This window comes from Planktothrix paucivesiculata PCC 9631, assembly GCF_900009265.2.
Taxonomy (GTDB): Bacteria; Cyanobacteriota; Cyanobacteriia; order Cyanobacteriales; family Microcoleaceae; genus Planktothrix; species Planktothrix paucivesiculata.
The window spans coordinates 1-13,507 of record NZ_LR735004.1 but is presented as its reverse complement, the minus strand read 5'-3'; the positions used below and the strand labels follow the sequence as shown (position 1 = coordinate 13,507).

Sequence of the window (13,507 nt, the reverse complement as noted above, 5' to 3'; positions counted from 1 at the left end):
TTCCATGATTAATTTTTTCAACACCTATGGTTTTTTACTCGTTTCGATGTTATTTGGAGCGATTTTAGGGTTATCTATTTATTTACCCTTAATGGCGGGTCAACTCTCCTTAGCCACCCCTGGATTTTATGCGTTAGGGGGTTATATTGCTGCGATTTTATCTACCCAGGTTTTTAAATTCACAGGGACTCTTTTTCCTTTACATTTTTTATTCTTAGAACTCTTGATTACCGCTCTAATTTCTGCTATTTTAGCAGTAGGATTAGGAATTCCGGTACTTCGATTACGGGGCATTTATCTGGCTATTTCAACTATTGCTTTAGTCGAAATTTTACGGGTTTTAGCCTTAAATTTAGAGATAACTGGGGGGGCGGTTGGTATCTTTGGGATTCCCCAACCCTTTGCAACGCCCCTGGAATATTTATGGGTAGCAATTCCGCTATTAATTCTGAGTATGGTATTTTTATACCGCTTAGAAAAAATTAAAGCTGGACGCGCTTTTAGTGCGATTCGAGAAGATGAATTAGCCGCCGATTCCATGGGGGTTAATCCTACCTATTATAAAGTGTTATCCTTTACCTTGGGGGCAATTTTAGCGGGATTAGTGGGAACTATTAGCGCCCATTTTCTCAATACTTGGAATGCTCGTCAAGGCACTTTTGATAGTAGTATTATTTATTTAGCGTTTGTTTTAATTGGCGGGTCAAGAACCTTTTGGGGGCCAGTTTTAGGGGGAATTATTCTCACCGCTTTACCGGAAGTTTTACGGGGAATGGGAGAAATTAGTGGTTTACCCTTTTGGTTAGCCCAATTCCTATTTTAGAAGTCCAAGGTTTAACCCGATATTTTGGGGGATTATTAGCCGTTGATCAGGTTTCGTTTGCGGTTCAAGATCAAGAAATATTCGGTTTAATTGGGCCTAATGGGGCGGGAAAAACCACCTTATTTAATTTAATTACCGGGTTAATTCCTCCCTCTCAAGGATCATTAATTTATCAAAAAAATTCTATTACTCAATTAAAACCCTATCAAATTGCTGAAAAAGGGATCGCCAGAACCTTTCAAAATCTCCGATTATTTGGCAATTTATCAGCTTTAGAAAACGTTGTTATTGCTCGTCATATCCATAATCAATCTAATCTGGTTTCAGGGGTTTTAGGCTTACCCAAAGGGAGAAAAATAGAACAGGAAAACTATCAAAAAGCCAGGGAATTATTATCAATTTTTGGATTATTAGAACGGGCGGAACAAAAAGCTTGTAATTTTGCCTATGGCGACCAACGACGCTTAGAAATTGCTCGTGCTTTAGCCTTAGAACCGAAATTATTATTATTAGATGAACCAGCCGCGGGAATGAACCCCAGCGAGAAAAAAGAACTCAGTGATTTAATTAGAAAAATTCGAGATCAATTTCAATTAACAGTAATTTTAATTGAACATCATGTACCTTTAGTTATGGGGTTATGCGATCGCATTGCGGTGTTAGACTTTGGAAAATTAATTGCTTTGGGAGAACCAGAAATTGTGAGAAATAATCCGGCGGTAATTGAAGCCTATTTAGGAGATGAATAAATTATGCTAGAATTAGTCACAGTATCGGTTAATTATGGTTCAATTCAAGCCTTAAAAGAGATTAATATTATTGTTAATCAAGGAGAAATTGTTACTCTAATTGGAGCGAATGGAGCCGGAAAAAGTACCACCTTAAAAACCATTTCTCGATTAATTAATCCCCGCCAAGGAAAAATTATTTATCAAGGAAAAAATATCACTGATTTACGTCCCGATCAAGTTGTTAAAATGGGAATCGCCCAAAGTCCAGAAGGTCGCCGAATTCTAGCTCAACAAACCATATTAACCAATTTAGAATTAGGGGCTTATACTCGCAGCGATCGCTTAGGAATTAAGGCGGATATTGAAAAACAATTTATTATTTTTCCTCGTTTAGCAGAACGAAAACATCAATTAGCAGGAACCCTAAGCGGTGGAGAGCAGCAAATGTTAGCGATCGCCCGGGCCGTAATGAGTCGTCCTAAGCTATTATTATTAGACGAACCCAGTTTAGGGTTAGCTCCCCAAATTGTTCGAGAAATCTTCTCGGTAATTCGTCAACTCAATCAATCCGGTGTTACTATTTTATTAGTAGAACAAAATGCCCATTTAGCCTTAGAAATTGCGGATCGAGGTTATGTTTTAGAAGCCGGATATTTAACCTTAACTGGAAAAGCCTCTGAGTTATTAACAGATGAACGAGTTAAACAAGCTTATTTAGGTTAAAATAATGTTATCCAAATTGATCATAATCTGGACAATAAGATGTTAAGATGAGAAAATTATACTAAGGTTTAAACAATAGTCTAGATGAATATAAGGAGCAATCCTACTTATGCGCTTAATTTCTCTCCGTAACCTTCGTACTGATACGGCTAAATATCCTGATGTTAAAAAACAGATTGATGAATGGTCTGCACTTGTCAGACAGGCAAAGTGGAAGAATTTAGAGGATGTCCGCAGAATTTACCGAAATGCTGAAGCCGTGAGTAATTTTACTGTATTCAACATGAAAGGTAATAATTATCAATTAATTGTAGGGATCAACTACGAAGAACAAATCGTTTACTACAAATATTTTTTAACTCAAATCAGCCCTCAAGTGATTGAAACTGAGGAGGAGTATGATCGTATTTTAGCTATTGTTGAACGATTAATCTTTACTCAAATTCGCATCCCTGAAGAACGAGCGTTATTAAAATTACTCGTGCAGTTAATTGAAAGCTACGAATCAGAACACTATCCCAACTCTCAAATCAGGGACTATCCCAACTCTCAAATCAGGTACTATCCAACTGCAATCATAGATCCAGCGATTAGAAAATTACATCCCGAATTGCAGGAAGCGGCTTATCTCATAACCGAAAAGCCTGTGGATAAAGTAGTTGTGCTTGTTCCTGGTGATTCTGTTGTCTTGGTTGAGTATCAGTTGAGTATCAGATTGATTGAGACAGGTGGAGAAGATTCAAAGGGTCAACAGTATGCAGATTTAGAACTCATGTTCTCTGATGGAAAAAGCTACAATGGAACCCGGTATAACCCAGGAGATACTGGCTTTGTACCTAACCCTAACAACTACCCAACATTGGCTCAACAAAACTTATTACATTGCGCTCAACGAGTATATCGTACCCATCGTTTATGTACAGGTGAGATCAAAAGTTTACAAATTATTGAGCTTGCCGGTGGTTATAGAAACTATCTGGGTCGCAGTCGGTTTTATGAACAATGCCTGTTAGATGGCTCTTTTGATACTTATTATGAGGAACACTGTGATTTTGGTATTGTTCGATTGATGGAAGGGATAGTGTATAACCTGCCAGAATGCAGCTTCCTCCTAGGGATTCAAGACTCAAGGGTTCGGATTGAAATAGTTAGTTTAGGAAACAACCAATATCAGCCAATATACTACGAGTTGATATGATTTTGAATCAATCCTAATCCAGTTTAAATTTTAAATTGAGGTGGGAAATCAACCAACCACCAAAACGTTTTTTCGGGTTCAGGTGGAAACGCTCCCAAATAGGGGGGATTTCCTTCTGTAATTGCAGGGGAATTCGGTTGTAAATAGAAATTAGCTGAAGACGGATCTTGAAAATTAGGATTTGCTTCAATAAAATTATTACCTTTTGTACTATAAACATAATCCTTTGTCCATTCTTCTAAATAGACTGGGTAAGTTACAACTTGAGATTGAAAGATTAAATTATTGTCAATTTTGATATTTTTTAAGGTAAAGTCGTTTTCCTGAAAATCTCGACTAAATCCAATTTGAAAATATTTATTTTCACTTAAAATATTATTCTCAATCACTAAATCTTCTACCTGAGTCGAATAAAGATATATTCCTCCGGTTAACCAATAAGGTTGAGGTTTATCAACTACGCCATAACCATTAAAAACAATAGTATTATTATAAATTTGGATATTTTTTTTCAGTCTATCCTTTCCCCATCGAGATAGAAAAATCCCTGTTGCTCGATTATTATAAACTAAATTATGATGAATTTTAATATTTTCTATCCGGGGGCCATTTTCTGCGGAAATTGCAATCCCTGTCTCACATTCCTCAACAATATTATGATCAAACTCAATATTTTCTAAAACTCCAAACCAAGAATCAGCATAAAGTCCCTGTCGTCTTAAATGATGGGTATAATTGTGATGAACTCGACCATTAACACAGGTTTCTTTACAATCAATTCCTTCTTTTTCACTATAACAAACGAGATTATAAGCGACTTCAAAATCCTTAACCCCTGCTAATGTAATGGCTTCATGGGGTGCTTGTCGCCGAGAAGGTACATTAGGATGTTGAATTCTAAGATTAAGTCGATTAGCATTAATAACCGTATTTCCTATCACTTGATGCTCATAACAGTTATTCCAAATTGCAATCCCAGAAGAAAAGGTATTAATTGTAGTATTATTATAGAAGTTAATATGGTGACTATTTCTAACTGTAAATCCGGCATTATGGGAATTCATCACCGTTAAATTCTGAATCAAAATATAACTTTTATCGATAATTAAAAATGCGCCTTGATCATGGGCATAGGGAGGGGAACCCGTTGGAGGTTCTACAAAAATATCATCCGCATCAATGATTACCTGTTCTCCAGGGTATCCAGCATAAATAATCCACTGATTCGGAAGTCCTGAAAATTGAGGACGAATTGGTTGATTAATTTTATATTTTCCTCCTCGAATATAAACTTTATCTCCCGCTTTGAGGGTATTGGCTGCTTTTTGAAGGGTTGCCCAAGGTTGGTCTAATGTACCCGAATTATTATCATTTCCGGTCGGTGAAACTGAATAAATTTTTTCTAAAGAGTTGGAGCTTTCACCCAGAGCAACTTGATAAAAAATCGGCGGTACAATCAACGTTGTAGCCGTTGTTGTGAGAAATTGTTGTAGAAATCGGCGACGGGTTGGGTTCATTTTTGATTATTCCTTTCTACCGTAGAGACAAGACCCACTCTGCGTGTTAAATGTCGGCGAAAACCATTCCCAAGAAAAGTTAGAGAAAATCTAAAACTTCAAAAGAAATCAAGGGACGTTGGGTTCTCTAGCCTACTTTTAGCTTTATAATTTAATTATAGGGTTCTGGTGTAACTTTCAAACCTGATTAAAAAATATGCCTAATGCTAAAGGTTGCCAAACGATGGTGCGACGCACCTTTTTATTATTCTCCTAGCCCTAACCCTTCTAATATTTCATTAAATTCAATACAACCTGTAAAAATTCTTCAGAAAAATCTGTTTGGAATTTCCTTCTATCAAACCATTATTAATTTAACTGATCCTGAAAATTTGATAACTATTGGATTAGCGAATAACGCACCTCAAGCGAATAGTAGTCAAAAATCTTTCGGAGATGAATCTTTCACAAACTTTGTCAAACGGTATCCGGCGGCGGTCGTTGCGAATGGCACTTTTTTTAGTAAAGATGCTGAAAAACGAGTCATGGGAAATATGGTTGGGGAAGGCAAATTTTTAAAATATAGTCGTTGGGAGAATTTTTGGACAACGTTAGGGTTAAAAGCGGGAAATCGACCGGAAATGATTACTGCTATAGCGCTACGCGCAAGGGAACAGGGAACAGGGAACAGGGAACAGTAAGAAGTGAAAGGGTTTCAGGATTTAGAAATGTCCTAACTGTAATGCGTAGCGCTATAGACTCGAAGGAAAGCCAGAATGGAATCAACATTGCAACAAGAAGCGGAAGTGATGAAAGCCATTGGATGTTATGAAGCGATGAATTTAGATGGCGGTGCGTCGGAAGGGTTAGCTTATCACGGAGATATTTATATTAATCCAGGGCGAAATTTAGCGAATGTGATTGTGATTTATGATCGCAATTATCCTGCGCCAACTCAACTTAAAACAGCCTGGAAACAGTTTAAAGCTGGTCAACGTCCCCTGATTCCAATTAATAGTTAAATTCCTATTAATTATGAACACTTCCATCGGGTAAAATCGCCCCGGCTAATTTAGCCCCGGTTAATTTGACCATAATTTTATCCCCAATTCCTACCTTAGCGCCAGTTAAATCTGCACATCTTAAATCAGCGCCACTTAAATCGGCCCCAATTAAATTAGCTTCTTGTAAATTAGCATAGGTTAAATTAGCCTGTAAAAAATTTGCCCTAAATAAATTCGCCTTATATAAACAGGCGGCACTTAGGTTAACTTTATGCAGAAACGCATCACTTAAATCGGCTTCTGTTAAGTCCGCACCGCTTAAATTGCGACTGGAAAAATCCCTTTCTTTTAAATCCGCACCTTTAAAACTTAATCCACTTAATTCCGTCGGTCTATCGGGGGGAGGAGTTGGTGCGGGGGGAGTTGGCGGTGGGGGCGTAACCGGAGGTTTACTACTAACTGGGGGACGTTGAAAATTATTATTTTCAGAGGTTTTTACGCGACTTTGATAGGGAGAAGATTGATAAGTAGAAGGCGGTTTTTGATAGGTGTAGGAATTTCCCACACCATGGGAGGAGACTCTGGAATGGGATTCTGCACGGGAAACAGTTGAGGAATGTTGAGTTGAATTTGAACTTGATCGACGCAATAAAGAACGCAATTTTTCCCTAGCTTGATTGATTTCCTTGAGTTTTTCCTCAGCGATTTTTTTTAATCGTTGATTTTCTTCGGGAATGCGATCGGGATGCCAAATAAATGCTAAGTCTTTATAAGCCTGATCCACCGATTCTAAGGAGGCTCCAGGCTTCAAATCTAACACTTTATAATAGTAATTCAACTCACTGGGAGTGATCATGGCAGGAGTCCGCAATTAAGAATTTAGCTAACAATCTATATTAGTGCTACAGCTTAACATACATCTATACATTGGGGTTTTTTAGCGCCGAAATACCCCTAAACCATTGTGAACTGGGGCGGCGGTATCGGGGATACGGTTTAAAAGTTGACCCCCTAAAACTAAATTTGTCGAACTTCCCCCGTCTAAATTTAGCGCATCTGTGGCTCCTAACTGCCCCATTAAGAGCGCCATTTCGGTTAATTTGGCCCCCACCCCTCCGACGCGGTTATGGACGGTGGCGATGATCCATTCGCCCTTGGCGGTGATTCCCACGCCGCTACGAATGGCCGACTGATCGGCAAAGGCGGGACTAAACCCTTCCGCGATCGCATCTACCACCACCTGGCTGTTTTGTAATAATAATGGCCCCCCGCCTAAAATATGGGGAAAGGAATTAAAATCCGATGGGGTAGTTTGGGATTGAATTTGAATAGATGTCCCCACAGAAAACGAACTTAAAACACTCCGAAAAGATCGCAAAGTTAATAAATAACCGGTTTTAGGAATAGGAATGGTGGTGGTTGTATTCGTGAGTTCCACTTGTTGTTTAACAATATTATTTTCTACCACAATTAGAATTTCATTTGCCGTTAAGGGGGTATAACTTTCGCCCCATTCAGGAGTATAACGAGCAATACCCGCTTTCACATATCCGGTATTAAGTAATTCACACTCTAAGGTCTGTCCCGATGAGGTCATTAAGGTTTCTTTTAAACTTAAACGAGCAATTTTGAACTGTCCCGAATCATTCCAAGCGATCGCACCTCGGTTTAAAATTGGCCCTGAAAACCATTGATTTTCCCGGCGAATTGCTCCTAAAGGTAAAAGATTATTCCGGTTAAAATATCCGGCATTAATTGCCCCTAAACATTGAATATTATCAACGGTTTTGGCTAAACTGTCAATACCTTTCATTCCCGTTTGACTTGCCCAAATCGGTCGTAAATTCAAGCCAAAATCAGGATTTATAGTTAACCAAACCACGGGAAAACGGCTATTATTTAAAGTCATATATTGTTGTCGCCAACGTAATCCTTTTGCCCAGGTAATATCCCGTTCAATTAAGGGATCTTGGCGCAATTCAACTACAATCCGATTGGGATTATTCAAGGTAGAAACTTTTACCCCATAACCATCGGGCAAAGTTCCTTGAATCACGGTTTGATTATTCACAATTTTTACCAGAGGACGGGAGGTTTTTTGAGTTGTTACTGCGGTTTCTCCTTCGTTTTGTTGTTCAGAAGTTCCAGAATTAGGTGTGGGTTGAGATTGTTCTTGAAAGGGTTTGGCAATAGTTGGATTTGTTGTTGCATCGACCACCACTTCCCATTGAGTATTCTGTTGATAGAGTTCCCAGGGAGTCGGTTGATTTAAGGTTATTGTCATTTGGGAAATATTAGCACGTTCCTCAAAGTTTAGGGTTTGAACAATGCCAATTTTAGAAATAATATTAAGTGTATTTTCTTGAATTTCCAAATCCCAGGCTGATAATTCCGCTAATTGATCAATTTTCACATAACGATATTCGGCATCAAAAAAAGTCCCCGGAGTTGAATGTACAGCAAACCAACTCAAAGGTTGAAGACTAGCTTCTGTTGTATTTAAGGGATTAATTCCTAAAACTTGCATAATTCCCTTATCACTAATTCCGGTATTTGTAGCAATTCCTGAACTCCATTGACTCCAGGGTAATTTCCATTTTCTCCCATTTACAGAAAGATGGGTTCCCGTTTTAATAATTCCGGTTTTAGCTAAGGAGACAATATATTGAGAAATAATCGGATTGGCTTTTTTTAGTAATACTAAAGCCTGATAAATAATACTAACCACTTCTCCCCGAGTTGCATTAGAATTAGGATTAAAAATTTGGGGATGAGGATAATTAACCACTAATTCAGCACTCGTTGCGGTGATCATAGCTTGAGTTGCATATTCAGGAATTTTATCGCCATCATCGTAAATATATTTTAGGTTTAAACTCTTTCCTGTGGGTAAGTTTAAACCTGATACCAATGCTAATAATACCTGTAAGCGAGTCACCGGACTTTGAGGAAGAAAGTGTCCATCAGGGAACCCCGAAATAAAGCCAGATTCATAGGCGGTTTTAATCGCTTCCGCCGCCCAAAACTCCTCGGAAACGTCTTTAAAGGGAATATATTCACGTTTAATAGAAGTGGGAAATGCCACTTTTAAAATAGCTGCAAATTCCCCCCGAGTTAGATTTTGATCGGGGCGAAATGTATTATCTTTAAATCCACTAATTAAACCTTGAGCTTGCAAACGTTGAATAAAAGGACGCGCCCAATGTTGGCTAATATCTGAAAACAACGGTTGTGAACTGGTCATATTATATAAGGGAACAGGGAACAGGGAACAGGGAATAGGGAATAGCGAATAGCGAATAGGGAATAGCGAATAGGGAGGAAAAGATTGTACTATCTAGGTTTAATTAAATAAATGAAAAAACTGTAGGGGTTTGGTTTCTAAACCCCAAGCCTGAAAAGGGTTTCAACTGCAAAAACTTACAATAAGATATTACAATCTATTTAAGATTGCCACATCACCATCAGGATTCCTGATTTTCCATAACTTTTTGTAGTTTCTCCGCAATATCTTGCCAATTTTGAGCCAGATCTGTACTCCGATCTTGTCGCAAAAATTCTGCTTCTTTAAAACAATGATTGGCTAAAGAATGGACAAGATTCTTAATTCCATGTTCCTCAATTAATTGATTTAAAGCCCGAGTTAACTTTTCGCTTTTAGGTTCCGTCATATTCTGCTCACCTCATCATTCAGTGGTTACAAATTCCATAATACCGCCATTTGTTACCCGATGGATACCCCCTAACCCCCTGTTTATAAGTAGTTGCACAAAATAAATTACCTAGTTGGGAGAGGGAACAGGGAACGCCGGATCTGGGTAGAGGATTTGTAATTAATTTTGTTTAGGTACTTATATACAATCAAGAATTTACTGGCTATAGGAATAAGGGTTAATCTGATTTAATTTTTCTCCTAATTTTCGTTTGGCTTCCATAATTTCATAGGTATTTTGTAATCTCAAAAAATATCCTTCTGAAAGTCCAAAATAACGACATAAGCATAAATCTATCTCAGCCTTAACCGGACATTTTCCCTTTATAATAGCATGAATTTTATTAGAATTAACATCGATTGCCGATGCCAAAGTGTTTTGATTAATTCCTAATTCTTCTAAAAATTCATGTTCTAAGATATCTCCAGCATGGGGATTATAGAGTGAAATTTTATTCATGCTTTTTATTAGTTGTAAGTAGATGTTCGTAATTATTTGAACAAATAAAAAAGTTTGTTGTTGCTGCAAACCCCCTAACTGGAGAGCGCCGCATCGCAACAACGAACTTTTATAATCACCTACTTAGTTAAGTTTGATTTGTTCTCGGGAGTCAATCACACCTTGAAAATAATTTTTGATTAAATCATTATCTATTGTAATCACACCATCTTTCCCAAACCATTGATCAACAATAGCCACGGATTCTTTATCCCCTAAAACATAACCTTGCATCAATTTAACGATCGCATAATTCACCCGATCTAAAAAAGCAGAATTATTTTCAGGGACGATACAAGCAATTCCTTCCCGGGTATAGGGAAGATTTGGAACTACTTCTAAAGCATCGCGGTCAGGGAGAGTTTGTCGAGTTCCTTCTAAGAGAACTCCATCGGAACCAAAAGCATCAATTTGACCCTGTTTTAAAGCAGCAATTCCTTCGCCAATAGTCTTAAACTTGACTATTTTGGCTTGAGGTTGTACGACTCGAATAGTTGATTCACTGCTGCCATTTTCTAATACACCAATTTGTCGATTTACTAAGGATTCGGGTGTGCCTAAATTACTGCCTTTTTTAACTAATAAACGGGTTCCTGTCACCCCATAACTCACGGAAAAATCAACATAGCGATCACGATTCCAAGTAAAAGTCACATCCTCACAAACAATATCAACATCCCGCGATAATACTTTAGGAATCCGCTCCCCGATGCTAATAGGAACCAGTTCTAAAGTAATCTCCCGTCCTAATTCCTTGGCGAGTTGGGCTTTAATTTGATTCAGGATATCAATGGAATACCCCACTAATTCTTCCTGATCATTCACATAGGAAAGGGGAATAAAATCTGTTTGAACTCCGGCGGTTAATACCCCGGTTCGGGCGACTTTTTCCATCACTGTTTCTGCCCAAGCCGGACTTGATAGACCCAGAGAAAAAACAGCACTCAAAGCAGCGATCGCAATTTTTTTAGATAAAATCATTTTTTCCTCACACAACTTTAATAAAGTTTTCCCAAGAAAACATACGCCATTATATCAAAATTTATGTTATAGTGCCAGAAAAATTATCAAAAAAAGGAGTAACCACTTTGAAAATTAGTACAAAAACTGGATTAGTGGGCTTTTTCTTGGCTCTAAGTGCTTTAAATATCCCTGCTGCTAATGCCACAGTTAAAACCACAGATTCAGCACTCGCCTCGACAACTATTGAGTCCCGTTTGTTAAGAATTACAAAGACTCTAAGAGAGCGAGAAAACCAATTACCAGAACAACCAGAAGCCCTAAAACCAGGAGAAGAAATCGCTGGAGCCTGGGGGAATGGTGGGGGTGGGTTCGTCAATCGTGGGGGTGGTGGAAACTGGCGCAATGGTTGGGGTGATGGGGGTCGCTTTATCAATTCCCGTTAGTTCTGTCTAGCCTGTTTAGATGTCATCCTTCTCTTGAAAAAGGCGTTGTGATCGTGAGCAACGCTAGTTTTTTAACCTTTTTAAATCAATTGATATCAAAAATTATGCTATAGTGCCAGAAAAATTATCAAACAATAGGAGTAACTCTTTTGAACATTAGTACAAAAACCGGATTAGTTGGCTTTTTCGTGGCTCTAAGTGCTTTAAATATTCCGGTGGCTAATGCTACAGTTAAAACCCCAGAATATACAACCATTGAGTCTCGTTTGTCAAGAATTACAGAAACTTTAAAACAGCGAGAAAACCAATTACCAGAAACATCAGAAACCCCACAACCCGGAGAACAAATCGCCAGGGGAGCCTGGGGAAATGGCGGGGGACGGGGAGGCTGGGTCAATCGGGGTGGCGGGGGTTCCTGGGGAAATGGGGGAAGTTGGCGCAATGGGAATAACTGGCGCAATGGCTGGGGTGATGGGGGTCGCTTTGTGAATATCCGTTAGATGTTATTCTCTCTCTTAAAAGGCGTTGTGATTTCCAGCAACGCTAATTTTTTAATACTTTTAAATTCATTAAAATCAATGACAAATCCAACTTTATTAAAACCTCAAAAAATTGATCTTAGCCAATTCGGCCCGATTAATTTAGTCGTCATTCAAGCCACATCTTTTTGTAATCTTAATTGTGATTATTGTTATTTACCCAACCGAGACTTAAAAAATACGCTTTCTTTAGATTTAATAGAACCTATTTTTAAAAATATCTTTAATTCTCCTTTTGTCGGAGATGAGCTTACCGTTTGTTGGCACGCAGGGGAACCCTTAGCGGTTCCGATTTCTTTTTATGAATCGGCATTTAAACTAATTCAAGAAACCGATCAAAAATATAATCAAAAACAAGCAAAAATCTGGCATTCCGTTCAAACCAACGCCACTTATATTAATCAAAAATGGTGTGATTTGATTCAAGAACATAATATTTGTGTTGGGGTGAGTTTAGATGGGCCGGAATTCATTCATGACGCCCATCGTCAAACCCGAAAAGGAACAGGAAGTCACGCCCAAACTATGCGAGGAATTTCTTTCTTGCAAAAAAACGATATTCCTTTTTATGTGATTTCCGTTGTTACTCAAGATTCCCTGAATTATGCTGATGAAATCTTTAATTTTTTTAGGGACAATGGGATTTATGATGTGGGATTTAATTTAGAAGAAATTGAAGGAGTAAATCAATCATCAACTTTAGAAGCCGCGGGGACATCGGAAAAATATCGCTCATTTATGCAGCGTTTTTGGGAATTAACCTCAGAAGTGCAGGGAGAATTTAACCTCAGAGAGTTTGAGGCTATTTGTGGTTTAATTTACTCCAATTCCCGTTTAACTCAAACGGATATGAATAACCCTTTTGTTTTAATTAATATTGATTATCAAGGAAATTTTTCTACCTTTGACCCCGAATTATTATCAGTGAATATTGAACCCTATGGCAATTTTATTTTAGGGAATGTTTTAACGGATAGTTTTGAGTCCGTTTGTGACACGGAAAAATTCCAGAAAATTTATGCCGATATGCAGGAAGGGATTAAATTATGTCGTGAAACCTGCGAATATTTTGGAGTGTGTGGGGGCGGTGCGGGAAGTAATAAATATTGGGAAAATGGCACTTTTGCCTGTAGTGAAACCATGGCTTGTCGTTATCGGATTAAAGTTGTCACCGATATTATTTTAGATAAATTAGAAAACTCTTTAGGGTTATAGTCCTACGCATTATAGTTAGGATACTTCTAAATCATGAAACTCATTCCCTTGTTACTGAGCGAAGTCGAAGTATTCCCTGTTCCCTACTATACAGGACTTACGCAAAACAACCATATCTAGTAGGGGCGAACGGCCGTTCGCCCCTACAGATGGTGTATAAT

The 13,507-nt window shown here is 38.2% G+C and carries 15 protein-coding genes; 9 read left to right on the top strand and 6 right to left on the bottom strand.

Translation table 11 applies throughout. The features are described from left to right. Nucleotides 1-4: 4 nt before the first annotated feature. The 4 genes from PL9631_RS06180 (at nt 5) to PL9631_RS06165 (ending at nt 3,475) form a co-directional block, all read left to right on the top strand. Nucleotides 5-823, top strand: a complete 819-nt coding sequence (locus tag PL9631_RS06180) for a branched-chain amino acid ABC transporter permease (RefSeq protein WP_083618105.1) — start codon at nt 5-7, stop codon at nt 821-823. Next, on the top strand, nt 799-1,572 hold the full coding sequence (locus PL9631_RS06175; protein WP_083618103.1) for an ABC transporter ATP-binding protein: 774 nt from the start codon (nt 799-801) through the stop codon (nt 1,570-1,572). The genes PL9631_RS06180 and PL9631_RS06175 overlap by 25 nt, the downstream gene beginning before the upstream one ends. A gap of 3 nt (nt 1,573-1,575) precedes the next feature. After that, the gene (locus PL9631_RS06170) at nt 1,576-2,277 is read left to right on the top strand and encodes an ABC transporter ATP-binding protein (RefSeq protein ID WP_083618101.1); all 702 of its coding nucleotides are present in this window, start codon (nt 1,576-1,578) and stop codon (nt 2,275-2,277) included. Between the two features lie 109 nt (nt 2,278-2,386). Further along, nucleotides 2,387-3,475 carry a type II toxin-antitoxin system HigB family toxin gene (locus PL9631_RS06165; RefSeq protein ID WP_083618098.1) on the top strand — a complete coding sequence of 363 codons (1,089 nt, stop codon included), beginning with the start codon at nt 2,387-2,389 and terminating at the stop codon, nt 3,473-3,475. A gap of 23 nt (nt 3,476-3,498) precedes the next feature. On the opposite strand, the gene PL9631_RS06160 is transcribed toward PL9631_RS06165, so the two are convergent. After that, a complete protein-coding gene (locus PL9631_RS06160) occupies nt 3,499-4,992 on the bottom strand; it encodes a right-handed parallel beta-helix repeat-containing protein (RefSeq protein WP_083618096.1) in 1,494 nt (497 codons plus the stop codon). 203 nt (nt 4,993-5,195) lie between these two features. Between PL9631_RS06160 and PL9631_RS06155 the strand changes: the two genes are divergently transcribed. Further along, nucleotides 5,196-5,672 carry a hypothetical protein gene (locus tag PL9631_RS06155; protein WP_083618094.1) on the top strand — a complete coding sequence of 159 codons (477 nt, stop codon included), beginning with the start codon at nt 5,196-5,198 and terminating at the stop codon, nt 5,670-5,672. A gap of 75 nt (nt 5,673-5,747) precedes the next feature. Next, entirely contained in the window at nt 5,748-5,993 is a 246-nt protein-coding gene (locus PL9631_RS06150; RefSeq protein WP_083618092.1) for a phosphodiester glycosidase family protein, read from the top strand. Between the two features lie 7 nt (nt 5,994-6,000). Here PL9631_RS06150 and PL9631_RS06145 read toward each other — a convergent pair whose 3' ends face one another. The 5 genes from PL9631_RS06145 to grrP all read right to left on the bottom strand — a co-directional run bounded on the left by PL9631_RS06145 (nt 6,001) and on the right by grrP (nt 11,167). Then, nucleotides 6,001-6,831, bottom strand: a complete 831-nt coding sequence (locus PL9631_RS06145) for a pentapeptide repeat-containing protein (RefSeq protein ID WP_197046283.1) — start codon at nt 6,829-6,831, stop codon at nt 6,001-6,003. A gap of 81 nt (nt 6,832-6,912) precedes the next feature. Further along, on the bottom strand, nt 6,913-9,219 hold the full coding sequence (locus tag PL9631_RS06140) for an S-layer homology domain-containing protein (protein WP_083618090.1): 2,307 nt from the start codon (nt 9,217-9,219) through the stop codon (nt 6,913-6,915). Between the two features lie 220 nt (nt 9,220-9,439). After that, nucleotides 9,440-9,646 carry a hypothetical protein gene (locus PL9631_RS06135; protein WP_083618089.1) on the bottom strand — a complete coding sequence of 69 codons (207 nt, stop codon included), beginning with the start codon at nt 9,644-9,646 and terminating at the stop codon, nt 9,440-9,442. A 198-nt stretch (nt 9,647-9,844) separates the two neighbouring features. Beyond that, nucleotides 9,845-10,147, bottom strand: a complete 303-nt coding sequence (locus tag PL9631_RS06130) for a HigA family addiction module antitoxin (protein ID WP_083618398.1) — start codon at nt 10,145-10,147, stop codon at nt 9,845-9,847. Nucleotides 10,148-10,270: 123 nt separating this feature from the next. Further along, entirely contained in the window at nt 10,271-11,167 is an 897-nt protein-coding gene (gene grrP, locus PL9631_RS06125; RefSeq protein ID WP_083618087.1) for an extracellular substrate binding-like orphan protein GrrP, read from the bottom strand. A 107-nt stretch (nt 11,168-11,274) separates the two neighbouring features. Here grrP and grrA (PL9631_RS06120) point away from each other — a divergent pair, with 107 nt between their 5' ends. The 3 genes from grrA (PL9631_RS06120) (at nt 11,275) to grrM (ending at nt 13,346) form a co-directional block, all read left to right on the top strand. Further along, nucleotides 11,275-11,592: a GrrA/OscA1 family cyclophane-containing rSAM-modified RiPP gene (grrA, locus tag PL9631_RS06120; RefSeq protein ID WP_083618396.1), complete on the top strand. Its 318-nt coding sequence runs from the start codon at nt 11,275-11,277 to the stop codon at nt 11,590-11,592. Nucleotides 11,593-11,741: 149 nt separating this feature from the next. Beyond that, nucleotides 11,742-12,092, top strand: coding sequence for a GrrA/OscA1 family cyclophane-containing rSAM-modified RiPP (grrA, locus tag PL9631_RS06115; RefSeq protein ID WP_083618085.1), 351 nt, complete (start codon nt 11,742-11,744; stop codon nt 12,090-12,092). 78 nt (nt 12,093-12,170) lie between these two features. After that, nucleotides 12,171-13,346 carry a cyclophane-forming radical SAM/SPASM peptide maturase GrrM/OscB gene (grrM, locus tag PL9631_RS06110; RefSeq protein ID WP_083618394.1) on the top strand — a complete coding sequence of 392 codons (1,176 nt, stop codon included), beginning with the start codon at nt 12,171-12,173 and terminating at the stop codon, nt 13,344-13,346. The last annotated feature ends 161 nt before the right edge of the window (nt 13,347-13,507 follow it).